The organism is Nocardioides marinus, from assembly GCF_013408145.1.
GTDB lineage: Bacteria > Actinomycetota > Actinomycetes > Propionibacteriales > Nocardioidaceae > Nocardioides > Nocardioides marinus.
In genome coordinates this window covers 3,790,703-3,806,427 of sequence record NZ_JACBZI010000001.1, presented here as the reverse complement: position 1 = coordinate 3,806,427, position 15,725 = coordinate 3,790,703, and the positions used below count along the sequence as shown (strand labels likewise).

The 15,725-nt window shown below is 71.4% G+C and carries 10 protein-coding genes; 4 read left to right on the top strand and 6 right to left on the bottom strand.

Annotated features, from left to right (window positions below; genetic code table 11):
• Positions 1-38 precede the first annotated feature (38 nt).
• Together BKA05_RS17850 and BKA05_RS17845 are read left to right on the top strand one after the other, a co-directional pair.
• Positions 39-1,487, top strand: coding sequence for a CCA tRNA nucleotidyltransferase (locus BKA05_RS17850; protein WP_179532635.1), 1,449 nt, complete (start codon positions 39-41; stop codon positions 1,485-1,487).
• A 55-nt stretch (positions 1,488-1,542) separates the two neighbouring features.
• Positions 1,543-2,019: an SRPBCC family protein gene (locus tag BKA05_RS17845; protein WP_179532634.1), complete on the top strand. Its 477-nt coding sequence runs from the start codon at positions 1,543-1,545 to the stop codon at positions 2,017-2,019.
• 52 nt (positions 2,020-2,071) lie between these two features.
• Here the strand turns inward: BKA05_RS17845 and BKA05_RS17840 are convergent, their stop codons facing one another.
• The 4 genes from BKA05_RS17840 to BKA05_RS17825 form a co-directional block, all read right to left on the bottom strand.
• Complete coding sequence (locus BKA05_RS17840; protein ID WP_179532633.1) at positions 2,072-3,961, bottom strand: alkaline phosphatase D family protein; 1,890 nt, start codon at positions 3,959-3,961, stop codon at positions 2,072-2,074.
• Positions 3,962-4,068: 107 nt separating this feature from the next.
• On the bottom strand, positions 4,069-7,362 hold the full coding sequence (locus tag BKA05_RS17835) for an immune inhibitor A domain-containing protein (RefSeq protein ID WP_179532632.1): 3,294 nt from the start codon (positions 7,360-7,362) through the stop codon (positions 4,069-4,071).
• A gap of 314 nt (positions 7,363-7,676) precedes the next feature.
• Entirely contained in the window at positions 7,677-8,762 is a 1,086-nt protein-coding gene (locus tag BKA05_RS17830) for an inositol-3-phosphate synthase (RefSeq protein WP_179532631.1), read from the bottom strand.
• A gap of 89 nt (positions 8,763-8,851) precedes the next feature.
• A complete protein-coding gene (locus tag BKA05_RS17825; protein WP_179532630.1) occupies positions 8,852-9,439 on the bottom strand; it encodes a helix-turn-helix transcriptional regulator in 588 nt (195 codons plus the stop codon).
• 243 nt (positions 9,440-9,682) lie between these two features.
• On the opposite strand from BKA05_RS17825, the gene BKA05_RS17820 reads away from it, so the two are divergent.
• Positions 9,683-11,938: a transglycosylase domain-containing protein gene (locus BKA05_RS17820; protein ID WP_343045741.1), complete on the top strand. Its 2,256-nt coding sequence runs from the start codon at positions 9,683-9,685 to the stop codon at positions 11,936-11,938.
• The gene (locus BKA05_RS17815) at positions 11,935-13,350 is read left to right on the top strand and encodes a glycosyltransferase 87 family protein (protein ID WP_179532628.1); all 1,416 of its coding nucleotides are present in this window, start codon (positions 11,935-11,937) and stop codon (positions 13,348-13,350) included. The genes BKA05_RS17820 and BKA05_RS17815 overlap by 4 nt, the downstream gene beginning before the upstream one ends.
• 83 nt (positions 13,351-13,433) lie before the next feature.
• Here BKA05_RS17815 and BKA05_RS17810 read toward each other — a convergent pair whose 3' ends face one another.
• The gene (locus tag BKA05_RS17810) at positions 13,434-14,528 is read right to left on the bottom strand and encodes an alanine racemase (RefSeq protein ID WP_179532627.1); all 1,095 of its coding nucleotides are present in this window, start codon (positions 14,526-14,528) and stop codon (positions 13,434-13,436) included.
• Positions 14,529-14,535: 7 nt separating this feature from the next.
• A complete protein-coding gene (locus tag BKA05_RS17805) occupies positions 14,536-15,714 on the bottom strand; it encodes a lipid II:glycine glycyltransferase FemX (protein WP_415836704.1) in 1,179 nt (392 codons plus the stop codon).
• Positions 15,715-15,725 lie beyond the last annotated feature (11 nt).

Genomic DNA, 15,725 nt, shown 5'->3' with positions numbered 1-15,725 from the left:
GCCGGGCCGGGAGCCGCGGGTCTATAGACTGCTCGCCCGTGTCCCACGCAGAGCCGGCCCCCCTCAGCATCGTCGAGGTGCAGCGCGCGGTGGCCGCCGAGCTCGACCGGCTGGCCCCCGTGATCGACGAGCTCGGTCGTCGCTTCGCCGACGCCGGCCACGAGCTGGCCCTGGTGGGGGGTCCGGTGCGCGACGCGATGCTCGGCCGTGCCCACCACGACCTCGACTTCACCACCTCCGCGCGACCGTCCCAGACCGAGCGACTGCTGGCCGGGTGGGCCGACGCCGTGTGGGACGTCGGCCGCGAGTTCGGGACGATCGGCTGCCGCCGGGGGGAGTGGCAGGTCGAGATCACGACCTACCGCGCCGAGGCCTACGACCCGGCCTCCCGCAAGCCCGAGGTCTCCTACGGCGACGACCTGGGCGGCGACCTCGGGCGACGCGACTTCACCGTCAACGCGATGGCGGTGCGGTTGCCCGGCCGCGAGATCGAGGACCCGTACGGCGGTGTGGTCGACCTCGCCCACCGGGTGATCCGGACCCCGGGCACCCCCGAGGACTCCTTCTCCGACGACCCGCTGCGGATGATGCGGGCCGCGCGCTTCGCCGCGCAGCTCGGCTTCGAGGTCGACGAGGCCGTCGTCGAGGCGATGACGGCCATGGCCGAGCGGATCGACATCATCTCCGCTGAGCGGGTGCGCGACGAGCTGGTGAAGCTGGTCTGCGCCCCCTGGCCGCGGCGCGGGCTGACGCTGCTGGTGCGCACCGGGCTGGCCGAGCGGGTGCTGCCCGAGCTCCCGGCCCTCGCGCTGGAGCGCGACGAGCACCACCGGCACAAGGACGTCTACGAGCACACGCTGACCGTGCTGGAGCAGGCCATCGACCTCGAGCACCGGCTGGGTGGCGAGCCGGACTTCGTGAGCCGCTTCGCCGCGCTGATGCACGACGTCGGCAAGCCGCGGACCCGCCGCTTCCTCGACGACGGGACGGTCACCTTCCACCACCACGACGTCGTCGGCGCCAAGATCACCCGCAAGCGGATGAAGGCGCTGCGCTTCTCCAACGACCAGATCGACGCGGTCTGCACGCTGGTCGAGCTGCACCTGCGCTTCCACGGCTACGGCTCCGGGGAGTGGACCGACTCCGCGGTGCGCCGCTACGTCCGCGACGCGGGCGACCAGCTCGAGCGGCTGCACATCCTCACCCGCGCCGACTGCACGACCCGCAACCGGCGCAAGGCCGAGCGGCTGCGCCGCACCTACGACGACCTCGAGGAGCGGATCGAGCGGCTGGCCGAGCAGGAGGAGCTGGACTCCCTGCGCCCCGACCTGGACGGCAACCAGATCATGACGATCCTCGGCATCGGGCCCGGTCGCGAGGTCGGCGAGGCCTACCGGCACCTGCTCGAGCTGCGGATGGACCACGGCCCGCTCGGGGAGGAGCGCGCCACCGAGGAGCTGCACGCCTGGTGGGCAGCCCGCGGCTGACCGCTGCGCGACCACCGGTGACGACGCCGGCGTACCGGCGGTACGGTCCCGTCTCATGACGACCCCTCAGACCAGTTCCGACGAGCTCACCGCGAGCATCGAGATCGACGCCGCCCCCGCCCAGGTCTGGGCCCTCCTCGCCGACCTGCCGCGCATGAGCGAGTGGAGCGACCAGGTCGTGCGCACGTGGGTCGTCGGCGGCGAGGTCAAGCAGGGCGCCCGGATGATCAACCTCAACCAGCAGGGGTGGAAGCGCTGGCCCACCAACGCCAAGGTCGTGCGCTTCACCCCGCACAGCGACCTGGCCTTCCGGGTCACCGAGAACCGCACCATCTGGTCCTTCCAGCTCGAGCCGCTCGACGGCGGGGCGCGCACCAAGGTGACCCACCGCCGGGAGGCGCCCGACGGCATCTCCGGGCTCTCCAAGGGGCTGACCAAGGTCGCCCTCGGCGGCATGGACGCCTTCGCCCACGAGCTCACCACCGGGATGGGCAGGACCCTCGAGCGGGTGAAGGCCGCCGCGGAGGGCTGAGGAGCGATCGAGCCGGCGCGTCCTTCCGGAAGGATGCGCCGGCCCGGCACGTCTAGGCCCGCCGGGTGCGGGCTCGAGGTGCGCTGCGTCCCCTGCGCGGCCCGGCCACCGGGTCGGGCTGCAGGACCGGGGTCAGGTGGGGTGCCCCCCGGGGCGTGGTGAGCTGGGTCAGCAGCGTCTGCTCCGGGGAGACCGTGCGCTGCGGCGTGCTCCAGCACTCCACCACCGCCCGGTCGGGCTGCACCGAGACGATGGTGTGGCCGTAGTCGGCGCGCCAGTTGAAGTAGCGCAGGTGCGGGTTGGCCACTTGGGCCGCGGCCTCCAGCGCGAGCGTCGCCGCCAGCGCGGCCGGGCGGTAGCGGGCGTCGAACCCCTCGGCGTCGGCGAAGGCCGCTCCGCGGCTGCCGCCGACCACGGCGAAGTAGAGCTCCTCGGCGATGACGTCCTGCCCGCCGGGCCGGCCGGCGGTCGAGCCGACCATCTCGACGCCCACCGCGCCCAGCGTGCCGCCGCCCGTCAGCGGCTCGTACGCCGGGAGCTGGGGGTCCTCGACCAGGTCGTTGCCGAAGAACCCGTGGCTGTCGCCGGAGAGCACGACGTTGTCGAGGATCCCCTGCTCCCGCAGCCAGGCCAGCAGCCGGGTGCGCTCGGCCGGCTGACCGCCCCACGCCGTGGTGTAGATCTCGCCCTCCGGTGCGTTGGGGTCCACCCCGAAGGCCTGGGCGAACGCGGAGGCCGCCGGCAGGTTGAAGGCGCGCAGCTGGCCGAGGTTGACCTGGTTGACCACGACCCGGAAGGCCGCACGGTCGCGCGAGGCGAGCAGCGTCCGCTCCAGCCACGCCCACTGCCGGTCGCCGAGGACCTGGGAGGTCTCCCCGTCCCGACCGGCGAAGCGTCGTACGTCGAGCAGGACGACGTCGGCGAGGTCGCCGAACGGGAGCACCCGGTAGCTGAGCAGCGTGGCGTCGCCGCGTGGCACCGGCACCTGCTTGCGCGGGCCGGGGGAGGCGGGGAAGCGACCGCTGCCGTCGGGCAGCGGCGGACGGACCGGCGTCCACTCGAAGAAGACCCGACCGGCCTGCTCGGTCGACAGGGTCGTGACGCCGTCGGTCGTCGAGGGGTCGTAGTCGTGCTGGTCGGCCATGATCGCCCAGGGCGCGGCGTGGTGGGCGGCCATCAGCTGCGGGTCCGCGTAGTAGAGCGCGTAGCGCCGGCGCAGCTCGGCCGGGGTGCGGACGTCGGCGTTGTCCACGTCGCCGTCCCAGGACCACTGGTCGGCCCAGACCCGGGAGGCCGGGTGCCCGCCGGAGTTGTCGTAGACGTGGTCGCCCGCGTGGGTGATCAGGTCCAGGTCGTCGCGCTCGGCGACGCGGGCGAAGGAGTTGAACACGTCGTGCCACCACGACGTGCACGCGAAGTGCGCGATGGTCAGGCTGCCCACCTCGTCGCCGGGGGCGGGGGCCGTGCGGGTGCGCCCGACCGGCGAGCGCCAGCCCAGCGCCTCGAAGGCGTAGTAGAGCGTCGTGGCGGAGGGCAGCCGGTCGGCGTCGACCTTGACGGTCCAGTCGCGGCGGGCGCTGGTGGTGACCCGGCCCCGGCGCACGACGCGGCGCAGGCCGGGATCGCGGGCGATGACCCAGCGCACCGGCACCCGGCGGAACCCCTGCGGGTCGTGGACGGTGGTCGAGTCCCACCCGCGTGGGTCGGGGATGGTCAACCGGGTCCACAGGATGACCCGGTCGGCCAGGGGGTCACCGGACATCACGCCGTGGCCGAAGGGCAGCAGCTCCTCGGCGACGGGGTAGGTCCAGCCGTCCGGCAGCCTGCGCCGGTAGCGTCGGGCGGCGCGCGCCTCGGCGGCCGACGTCGCCACGACCGGGTTCACTCCCAGTCCCAGCGCGCCCACTGCGGTGCCCGAGCGCAGGAAGCCCCGGCGGTCCATCGGTGTCATCGTGTGTGCACCTCCGGACGTGGAACGACCGGCGCTCCCCGTGGTCACGGGTCGCGCCGGCCGTTCACCGGTTGTTCGGCTCCGGGTGGTGCCGCGGCTCAGTAGCCGTAGTCGTACCTCCCGCAGCCCTTGCCGAGGGTGAACGCGACCGTGCCGGTGAGGTCACCGTTCGACCGGGCGGGCCCGTCGCCGTTGCCGCTCATCTGCAGCACCTTGAACGACAGGCACCCGAAGTCGAAGAGCCAGTCGGTGGTGGCCTCGGCGTCCTTGGTCTGGCGGCTCGGGTCCTCGTAGTTGTCGATCCAGCCGGCCCCGAAGTCGGAGAAGGCGTTGCGACCGGACGCGGCGGTGAAGGCCGCGTCGTTGAGGTCCGGGGTGGCCGAGCCGGGCTCGGGCACCGAGTCCAGCGGGGACTGCGCCGGCGGGTCGTCGGTGCCGGCGTTGCCGTACCCGTGCGCCTCGTCGGTGTAGAGCAGCGAGAGCCCCGCCTCGAAGCCGATCGGCGTGCGGTCGATCTGGCCCTTGCCGTCCAGGTCGAAGCCCGAGCGGTCACGCATCTCCAGGTAGTAGGCGTGGTCGAAGTCGGCCTCGGCGCCGGCCTTGACGTACTGCCAGCCCAGCCCGCACTGACCGGGACCGTCGGCCTTGCAGCCACCGTTGAAGACCTGGGCGTCCTTCGGGCTGCCGGACTTCTCGAAGGTGCTGGAGAACAGCTTCTTGGTCGAGCCGTCGGGCAGGGTGGCGGTGATGACCAGGTCGTCGATGAACCAGCCGGGACGGGCCAGGCCCGGGTCGGTGGAGTAGGAGAACCGGACGACCGGCGCCTTGGTGCCGACCAGGTCGGACACGTCGTAGGCGTCGGAGATGAACACCGGCGCCGGCGTCTCCCCGAGCTTGCGGTCCAGCGCCTCGGTGCCCGCGGCGTAGGAGCCGGAGGTGCCCGTGATGCCGTTGTCGTACGTCGCCTGGCAGCCGTTCTGGTTCGGGTTGCCGGCCGTCGGGTCGAGGTTGCTGGTGGTGATGCCGTTCTCGGAGGCCTGGGAGGTCCAGGTCTTGCCGTCACCGGAGGTCAGCACGAAGCCGTAGTCGTAGTCCCACTCGATGTCGAAGTAGGACTTGAACTCCGCGCTGATGGAGGAGCCGGCGGGGAGCTTGGACGCCGCCGGGATGGCGATGTCGAGGTTGCGACCGCCGCCGGAGGAGGCACAGCCGAAGTCGTTGCCCGACCCGGAGAACCAGGCGTGCGTCGCGCTGGCGCCCTCACCGGTGGAGAAGACCTCCTTGTCGAGCAGCGTGCGCCCGGGGAGCTTGGCGACGTACATCTCGGAGTTGTGCACGATGCCGTCGCGGCCGTGCTTGAGGGTGTACTTCTTGCCCGACTTCGTCCGCCAGTGGATGACCCCGGTGTCCTGCTTGGAGTCCTTCCACTTCTTCACGGTCTTCTTCTTCTTGGGCTTGAGCACCTCGGGCACGACCCAGCCGAGCTCCTGGCGGCTGAAGCCGTCCATGTTCTGGCTCTTGTCGGTGGCCATCAGGTTCCAGTCGCCGTAGGTCTCGCGGCCGCCGGTGGAGTAGAAGTCGGGCAGGCCCAGGGAGTGGCCGTACTCGTGGGAGATCACCGACGCGGCGTCGATCGCGGTCTCGGGGTTCACGTTGTAGGGACCGACCCGGACGAAGACCTTGAAGTCGGTCTTCTTGGTGGTCATCTTCGTGCGCGACGCGTTGGTGTAGTACAGCGGCTTGCCCTCGAGGTCCTTGAGCTGGTCGTCGGTGGTGAAGCCGGCGAGCCCGGTCTCGGGGTCGGTGAAGGAGTACTCCAGCGAGGAGGAGTGCGGCCAGATGTTGTCGTAGGGCGCGAGGTCGCTGGGCGCGTCCGAGCAGGCGGCCAGCTGGCTGGCCCCGTTGCCACCACAGCCGGCGAAGACGGCCATGAAGAAGTCGACGATGCCGTCCTTGTCGGTGTCGTAGTCGGAGTAGTCGATCTCCGGGTCGGCCAGCGCCACCGCGTCGGCGACGAGCTTGCCGGTCGGGCCGCAGCCGCTGTCGATCTGCTGCAGTGCGGCGACACCGGCCAGCGAGCCGATGATGGCCGAGCCGTTGGCGTCGGCGCCGTAGTACTGCGTGGTGCCCGGCAGGTTGTAGACGCCGTTGGTGATCCGCTCGGGGTAGAGCGGGGTGCCCAGCGCGAGGTCGCCCAGGTCGGCGAAGGTGGCGCCGGTGCAGGTGTTCAGCGTGGCCGGGTCGGTCTGGTAGAGCGGGAAGCCCGGCTCGTAGTCGAAGTCAGCGGTGGCGATGCCGGCCGACGGCACGGTGCCGTTGGGGTAGAGCTGGCCCAGCGACATCTCCTGGAACAGGTTGAAGGTCGAGCCGGCGAACTTCGGGTCGTTGATGACCGTCTCGAGCTGCTCGCCGGTGTGGCCCTCGACGTAGGCGCGGTCGGTGTACTGCACCGGCACGACCGGGAACGGGCGGTCGCCGTAGCGCGCGGTGTCGAACCGCTCGGCCGGCGGGATCACCTTCGGGCCGTGGCTGGTCGAGGTGGAGGTGCGGCCGGCGGCCTTGAGCGTGGCCTTGGTGGACAGGTCGCGCCACACGATCGTGGGCAGCCCCTTGACCGAGGCGGCCTTGGACTCCACCACCAGGCGGGCGGTGCGACCGGCCTTGATGCTGGGGACCTTCCAGGTGATGGTCCGGGCGCTCGTGCGGTGCTTGCCGGGCCCGGAGCTCTTCTTGAACGCCGTGCCCTTCGGCGCCTTCACCGTGACCGTGCCGCCCTTGACCGTGCTCCCGGTCGGGTTGGCGACGGTGACGGTCGAGGGGTACCTCTCGCCCGGCTTGACCCAGCCGACCGAGGAGACGAAGGAGTTGTGCACGGTCAGGCCCGTGGCCTTCGAGGCGACCCGCACCGCGGTCGCGCCCGCGTCGGCAGCCGCGAAGCCGGCGTACGACGCGTCGACCGCGCGGACCGCGAGCTGCACCGCGCCGTCGGTGGCGTCGACCTCGGACAGCAGGGACGCGGGGACCGTCGTGGCGAACGAGCCGTCGGGCTCGGCCACGACGTCCTCGGTGGCCAGCACGGTGCCGGTCGCGTCGACCAGCTGCAGCGTGAAGGTGGCGGGGACGACGTCTCCGACCCGGCCGATGCGGGCCTGGGTGACCTTGGCGACCGTGCCGGTCACGGCGAGGTCCTCCCCGGGCACGACCTCGTCGAGCGAGTCGAAGGTGACGGTCAGCAGCTTCTGGTCGACCGTGCTGGCCAGGGAGTCGAGGCCATCGGCGGCGGTGGCCGGCGAGAGCGCGAGCGGTGCGGCGGCACCGGAGAGCACGGCCACGGCGAGGCCCGCCGTGACGACGCCGCGCAGCCGCCGAGATCTGATGGTGGTGGTGGACATGAGGACCTTCGTGTCGGGTGGGCCACCGTGGGTCGGGCGGCCGGCAGGGACCGCGCGGGTCCCGCTCGGTCCACATCGGCCAACGACACGAGCCCGTGAGGCGTTACGCCACCGAGGTCTCGAGACGAGAACATCTGCGTCACACGCACACCGCCCCGCCAGGATCTCTCCTGGCGGGGCGGTGTGGTGGGAGCAGTTGCCGTCGTTGCGGCGGCTTCCGCCTCACGGGGTCTCGACACGCCTGACGCGACTTCGTTCCTCAGCCGCGGGCTCGCTCGACCTGCGGGCGGCAGGAGCGACCTTCGTACCTCAGGTCACTCCTCGCCCTTGATGAAGGCCTCGACGCGACGGCGACCCTCGTCGTCGGGCAGCTGCACCGGCGGGGACTTCATGAGGTACGACGACGCCGAGATGATCGGGCCGCCGATGCCGCGGTCCTTGGCGATCTTGCAGGCGCGCAGGGCGTCGATGATGATGCCGGCGGAGTTCGGGGAGTCCCAGACCTCGAGCTTGTACTCGAGGTTGAGGGGGGCGTCACCGAAGGCGCGACCCTCGAGGCGGACGTAGGCCCACTTGCGGTCGTCGAGCCACTCGACGTGGTCCGAGGGACCGATGTGCACGTTGCGGTCGTGGACCTTGCCGGCCAGCTCGCCCTGCAGGTTGGAGGTGACGGCCTGGGTCTTGGAGACCTTCTTGGACTCCAGGCGCTCGCGCTCGAGCATGTTCTTGAAGTCCATGTTGCCGCCGACGTTGAGCTGGTAGGTGCGGTCCAGCGTCACGCCGCGGTCCTCGAAGAGGCGGGCCATCACGCGGTGGGTGATGGTGGCACCGACCTGCGACTTGATGTCGTCACCGACGATCGGGACGCCGGCGTCCTCGAACTTCTTGGCCCACTCGGGGTCGGAGGCGATGAAGACGGGCAGGGCGTTGACGAAGCCGACGCCGGCCTCGATCGCGCACTGGGCGTAGAACTTGTCGGCCTCCTCCGAACCCACCGGGAGGTAGGAGACCATCACGTCGACCTCGGCGTCCTTGAGCGCCTGGACGACGTCGACCGGCTCGGCGGCCGACTCGTCGATCGTCATCCGGTAGTACTTGCCCAGACCGTCGAGCGTCGGGCCGCGCTGGACCTCGACACCGAGGGTGGGGACGTCGGCGATCTTGATGGTGTTGTTCTGCGAGGCGTTGATGGCCTCGGAGAGGTCCTTGCCGACCTTCAGGTCGTCGACGTCGAACGCGGCGACGAACTCGACGTCGGAGACGTGGTACTCACCGAACGTGACGTGCATGAGACCCGGGACGGTGCCCTGGGGGTCGGCGTCCTTGTAGTACTCGACACCCTGCACGAGGGAGCTGGCGCAGTTGCCCACTCCGACGATTGCTACTCGAACCGAACCCATCGGGTCGTTCCCTTCCGTGTTGGCCTGTGCCCCGCAGGGGGCGGGGCTGTTGCTGGCTGGTTGATCGATCTGTGCTCGTGGGGCAGTCGTCAGGACTGACGGCTGCCGGTCTCGCTGGTGCTGCTCTCGGGAGCGGCGGCGTTGCCGCGCTCGGCGTTGATGAGGTCGGAGAGCCACCGGACCTCACGCTCGACGGACTCCACGCCGTGACGCTGGAGCTCGGCCGCGTAGCGGTCGACCTCCTTCTGCGTCATGGCGAGCTGCTGCTGGACGCGGTCGAGCCGCTCCTGCAGCCGGGTGCGCCGTCCCTCCAGCACCCGCAGCCTGATCTCCATGTCGGTGCGCCCGAAGAACGCGAACCGGATGTCGAAGTTGTCGTCCTCCCACGCGGTCGGGCCCACCTCCGACATCAGCCGCTCGAACTCCACGTGACCGGCCTCGGTCACCTGGTAGACGATGCGCGGCCGCTTGGTGACGGGGGTCGAGGAGACCGTGGCCTCTTCGATGAGGTTGCTGCGCAGCATCTTCTTCAGCGTCGGGTAGAGCGAGCCGTAGGAGAGCACCCGCCCCCAGCCCAGCATCAGGTTCAGGCGCTTGCGCAGCTCGTAGCCGTGCATGGGTCCCTCGTGCAGCAGTCCGAGGACTGCGAGCTCGATGGTCTCTCCGCGACGTGCCACGAGATGCATCGTAGCGATATATCCACGCAATGCGAACCGGCGTGCTATCGAGATGTACGCCACTGTTCACCCCGGCCCGGTGGCGGGCACCCTCCCGCGCAGCGACCGACGCCTCGTACGCCGGTTGCGTACCCTTCAGTGGCGGTCCACCCTTCTCGGGCTGCGACCACCCCCGGTCCCGACCCCCGAGCAGCAGTGGAGCGACGACACGTGACAGGCAAGCGCAGGGCAGCCGGGCCGCCCGTGAAGAAGACCGCGGCCTCCCGCACCAAGCAGCCCCGCACCTGGAAGCAGCGCAGTCTCTGGGCGCTGAAGTGGGCCACGGTCGCCGGCCTGGTGCTGGCCCTGGTCGCGGGCGCGGCCTTCTTCTACCTCTACCGCACCATCGACATCCCGCGGGCCAACGAGGACTTCAAGACCCAGACCTCGCGGATCTTCTACGCCGACGGCGAGACCGAGCTCGGCAGCTTCGCCACCCAGGACCGCACGATCATCTCCTACGACGAGATGCCGGACTCCATCAAGGACGCCGTCGTGGCGGCCGAGAACCAGACCTTCTGGACCGACTCGGGCATCGACGTGAAGGGCATCCTGCGCGCGGTGTTCAACAACGCCTCGGGCGGTGACCGCCAGGGCGCCTCCACGATCACCCAGCAGTACGTCAAGATCTTCTACCTCAGCCAGGAGCAGTCCTACAAGCGCAAGCTCAAGGAGGCGATCCTGGCGCTGAAGCTGCAGCGCCAGATCACCAAGACCGAGCTGCTGGCCAACTACCTCAACACCATCTACTTCGGCCGTGGCGCGTACGGCGTCGAGGCGGCCTCCAGGGCCTTCTTCGACAAGCCGGCCAAGCGGCTGAAGCTGCGCGAGGCCGCCGTGCTGGCCAGCGTGATCAACAACCCGACGCGCTTCGACCCGGCCAACGGCAAGGACGCGCGCAAGGCCCTCAAGGGCCGCTACACCTACGTCCTGAACTCCATGGCGACGCTCGGCTCGATCACCGCCGACGAGCGCGACAAGGCCCTCAAGCACCTGCCGAAGTTCCCCGAGGTGGAGTCGCAGTCGACCTACGGCGGGCAGAAGGGCCACATGCTGGCGCTGGTGCGCAAGGAGCTGAACCGGCTCGGCTACACCGACGACCAGATCGACGGCGGCGGGCTGCAGGTGACCACGACCCTCACCGAGGACGGCATGAGGGCCGCCGAGGAGGGCGTGCGCGAGGCCAAGCCCGAGGGCTTCGGCGACAAGCAGCTGCACGCGGCCTCGGCCAGCGTCGAGGTGGGCACCGGTCGGCTGCTCGGCTTCTACGGTGGCCAGGACTACCTGGACAGCCAGATCAACTGGGCGGTCTCGGGGGGCATGGTCGGCTCGACGATGAAGCCGTTCACCCTCGGCGCGGCCATCGAGGCCGGCTTCTCGCTCAAGGACACCTTCGAGGGCAACTCGCCGTTCGTCTTCCCCGACGGCCTCGAGGTCCGCAACGCCGGTGGCGGCGACGGCCAGGACTTCGGGTCGCGGGTCAACGCGATCTATGCGATGGAGAAGTCGATCAACACCGCGTTCGTCGACATGTCCTCGGCGATCCCCCAGGGGCCGGCGAAGATCCAGAAGCTGGCGATGAAGCTGGGCGTGCCGCCGATGGAGAGCGACCAGCGCTACCCCGGCATCCCGGCCACCAGCCGCGACTTCACCTCCGACGACACCCTCATCACCCTCGGCCGCGCCCGGGTCAGCCCGATCAACATGGCCAACGCCTACGCCTCCATCGCCAACGGTGGGCGCCGCGCCGAGGTGCACGTGATCGAGAAGGTCCAGCTCGCCGACGGCAGCACCGACTACGAGTTCGACGAGCCGACCGAGCGGGCCATGGACGAGGACATCGCCGCCGACGTCAGCTTCTCCCTCCAGGAGACCGTCTCCAACGGCTCCGGCGCGACGGTCCTCCCGCTGGGCCGGCCGGCCGCGGGGAAGACCGGCACGGCGACCAACAGCAAGGACGAGGTCTCCTCGGCGTGGTTCGTCGGCTACACCCCACAGGTCAGCACCGCGGTGATGTACGTCCGCGGCGACGGCGACGACCAGCTCGACGACTGGCTGCCGACGTACTTCGGGTCCGGGTACCCGGCCCAGACGTGGCTGGCGATCATGGAGCGGATGATGGACGGGATGCCGGTCGAGGACTTCCCCGACCCGGTGTACGTCGACGGCGAGGCGCCCAAGGACGGCTACGAGCCGACCACCGCACCTCCCTCGCCGACCAGGAAGCCCTCGCCGACCAAGAGCGAGGAGCCCACGGAGGAGCCCTCCGAGGAGCCCAGCGAGGAGCCGACCCCCACCGAGGAGCCCTCGTCGACCGACGGCCCCTGCGAGGGCCTGCTGTGCCCGTCGGAGAGCAGTGAGCCGAGCGGCTCGCCCTCGCCGTCGCAGAGCCCGAGCGGCAACCCGAGCAGCTCCTCATCGGCCAGCGCGGCGCCCGGACGACGGTCCTCCCGGTCGTGACCCCGGTCGGTGCCACCCGCGACGACGGGGTCCTCCGTGTCCTCAGCGAGGTCGCGGGCGGACCGGAGGGGGCCCACTCGCGGGGGCACCGGTGGTGGACGCCGGTCCGGGTGCTCCTGGCGCTGACCACCGTCGTCCTCGCGCTGGGGATGCTGCAGAAGACCAGCTGCTTCAACGACACCTGGAGCGACGGCGACACCCGCTTCACGCACATGTGCTACTCCGACCTGCCCTACCTCTACACCGGGCGGGGGCTGGCTGAGCTGGCCTGGCCGTACTCCGGCGACGCGGAGGTCCGCGAGCGGTACGACGAGGTGATGGAGTACCCCGTCGGCATCTCCTACTGGGCGTGGGGCACCGCCTGGGCGGCCCACCTGCTGGCCGATGCCCCGGACCTGGCCGAGCGCCGCCTGCAGTCGCCCGACACCTACTTCGGCGACCCCCAGGTCCAGCGCGAGATCCGCTCGTTCGTGGTCATCAACGCCGTCGGCTTCGCGCTGCTGGCCCTGCTGTCGACCTGGCTGCTGGCCGGCGTCGTGCCGCGACGGCCCTGGGACGCCGCTGCCTTCGCGGTGGCCCCGGTGCTGGCGCTGACCGCGCTGGTCAACTGGGACCTCCCGGCCGTGGCGCTCGTCGCGGGTGCGCTGTGGGCGTGGTCCCGGGACCGTCCCCTGCTCACGGGCGTGCTGATCGGGCTGGGCACCGCCACGAAGCTCTACCCGCTCTTCCTGCTGGGCGGGGTCCTGGTGATCGCGTGGCGGCGCCGTGACCTGCGCTCCTTCGCCCTGGCGACGGGCGCGGCCGCCCTCGCCTGGCTCGTGGTGAACCTGCCGGCGATGCTGGGCGGCCTGGCGCAGTGGAAGGTGTTCTGGACCTTCAACTCCGACCGCGGCCCCGACCTGGGCTCGGTGTGGCTGGTCGCCGCCCAGGCCTTCGACGCCACGATCAGTGCGCACACCGTCAACGTCGTGTCCCTGGCCTTCTTCGCAGCCTGGTGCCTCGCGGTCGCCGCCGTCGGGCTGCTCGCCCCTCGCACGCCGTCCCTGGCCCAGCTCGGGTTCCTCGTCGTCACCGGCTTCCTGCTGGTCAACAAGGTCTACTCACCGCAGTACGTCCTGTGGCTGCTGCCGCTGGCCGTGCTGGCGGTCCCCCGGTTCCGCCACCAGCTGGTGTGGCAGGGCACCGAGATCCTGTACTTCGCCAGCGTGTGGTGGTACCTCGGCGGGCAGCTCGCTCCCGGTGGCGGGGACGACGCCGGCTTCTACTGGCTGGCCATCTTGGCCCGGGTCGCCGGCGAGCTGTACCTCGTGGGGATCGTGCTGCGCGACATGTTCCGGCGTACGCCGGAGCCGGTGGTCGAGCCGGTCGACGAGGTGCGAGGCGCGCCGGCGCCGATCCTCCAGACCCGCTAGTCCGACACCCAGCGACCGGCCCCGGTGAGGTTCATCGGGGGCCGATGAACCTCACCGCGCTCGACCCGACCATCCGCCCCGGATCAGTCGACCAGGACCCGGTCGAACGTGGTGATGGTGAAGCGGACGCGGACGTCGATCTCCTCGCCGACCCGCGGCACGCGGGAGCCGCCGGGCAGGAAGAGCATCGAGGCCTGCATGTGGGGCGGCTCGGCGAAGAGCCGCTGCTTGCCGTCGATGGAGAACGGCGAGCGGACGAAGCCCAGCGCGTCGAGCCCGCCGCGCGCCAGGGTGCCGGCCCGGCCGCGCAGCCCCAGGTCGCCGGTGGGTGCCTCCAGGCCGATGCCGTGCGCCGTACCGCCGGAGACGACCAGCAGGTGGCCGGACTTCGGGGCGGTGCGGCCGCGGTAGCCGAACGCGTCGCCGCGCTCGACCGCGTGCACGTCCAAGACGGTCGCGTGGACCCGCAGCGCGTCGCGGTCACCGAGCCACAGGGAGGTGCCGATGCGGGGACGGAAGGTGAAGTCGGGCCAGCGGTGGCGCAGGGTGTCGAGCTCGGCGGCGCTGAGGTGGGAGACCCAGACCGTGCGGGCGCCGGGGCCCTCGGGCAGCCCGGCTCCGACGACGTCGTTGAGGAGGCGGTCGACCTCGGTGACGTGGGTGCCCTGCCCGAGGGGGAGGTGCAGGGCGACGCCCTCGAGGTGCGCGCCGCCACCGCGCAGGGACTCCGCGACCGCCCAGAGCTGGCGGGCGGTCAGGCCGTGGCGCTGCATGGAGGTGGCGCGCTCGAGCACGAAACGGGCCTCGGGTCGCCGCTCGAGGAGATCGGTGAGGTCCTCGGGCCGCGACACGGTGTGCACGAGCCGCCGGGCCAGGTGCGCGTCGGCGGTGGCGTCCAGCGCGGGGCCGAAGGGACGCCAGGGCGTGAGCACCAGCAGGGACCCGGCGTAGCGCTGGGCCACCTCAGGCAGCTCGGTGTAGGTGCCCACCGCCAGGGCGTCGGCGGTGGTGGGGGCCAGCTCCTGGTCGTGCAGCCACTGGGTACGCCGGGCGAGCCGGCCGAGGGTGAAGCCGTAGCCGTTGCCCTTGGCCACCGGGACCAGCCCGGGGAAGCGCTCGGCGGTGCCGCGCAGGTGGGTCCGCCAGCGTTCGCCGTCCACGCTCAGCGTGAGGCTCATCGGGTGCTCACCGCCGCGCCATGTAGAGCTCGAAGGCCTTGTAGAGCGGCCGGTTGAGGGGGAGGTCCCACTCCCCGGCGTACTCGACGGCCTCGCCGCCGGTGCCGACCTTGAACTGGATCAGCCCGACGTGGGAGTCCTCGGAGTCCAAGGTGTCGGTGATGCCGCGCAGGTCGTAGACCGCTGCCCCGGCGGCCAGCGCGTCGCGGATCATCTGCCACTGGACCGCGTTGGAGCCGCGGACCTCGCGCTTGTCGGTGGAGGAGGCGCCGTAGGAGTACCAGGCGTGCTCGCCGACGCGGATCGAGATCGTGGCCGCGACGAGGTCGCCCTCGTGCCGGGCCTCGTAGAGGCGGATCCGGTCGGTCTCCCCGACCGCCTCCCCGTCGGCGGCCAGCGCCTCGACCATGGTGCGGAAGTAGGGAAGCGGGCGCGGGGTGAAGTGGTCGCGCTCGGCGGTGTGGACGTAGAGGGCGTGGAAGTCCTCGAGCCGGGCGAGCGCGGCGTCGCGACCCTCGCTGGCGGTGACCTCGACCCCGAGCTTGGCGGCCTTCTTGATGTTGCGTCGCCACAGCTGGTTCATGCCCTTGAGCACGGCGTCCTCGTCGAGGGCCGTCCCGTCGGCGTCGCGCAGCGGCACCTGGAAGACGAACTGCGGCTGCCCGGCGGCGAACCCGCCCTCGGCGACCTGCGGCCGCCAGCCGAGCTCGCGCAGCTGGGTGACCACGCGGGCGCCGGCGGCGTCGCGCTCGGTGGGAGCGAGGTCGCCCAGACGGCGTACGTCGACGTCGGCGATGCCGTCCTTGACCTGCTGGGCGCTCCACCGCGCCGTCACGACCGGCGGCCCGATGCGGACGCCGAAGGCGCCGCGGGCCTTCACGTGGGCGGCCAGGGCGGGCAGCGCCGAGGCCAGGTCGGTCTCGGCCCAGTCGAGGACGGGGCCCTCGGGCACGTAGGCGAGGAACCGCTTGACCTTGGGCAGCTGGCGGTAGAGGACCAGGGCCACGCCCACCAGCCGGTCGCCGTCGAAGAAGCCGACCGACTCACGGCGCCACTCGGCCTTCACCCGGCCCCAGCCCGGCGTCTGCAGGAAGCTCGCCGAGAGGCGGGCCGCGAGGTGCTCGCGGTGGGTGGCCTCGTCGATCTCGCGGACCTGGAGGGGGACGGGTCGCGGGGAGGTCGGCACGGTCAGAGACG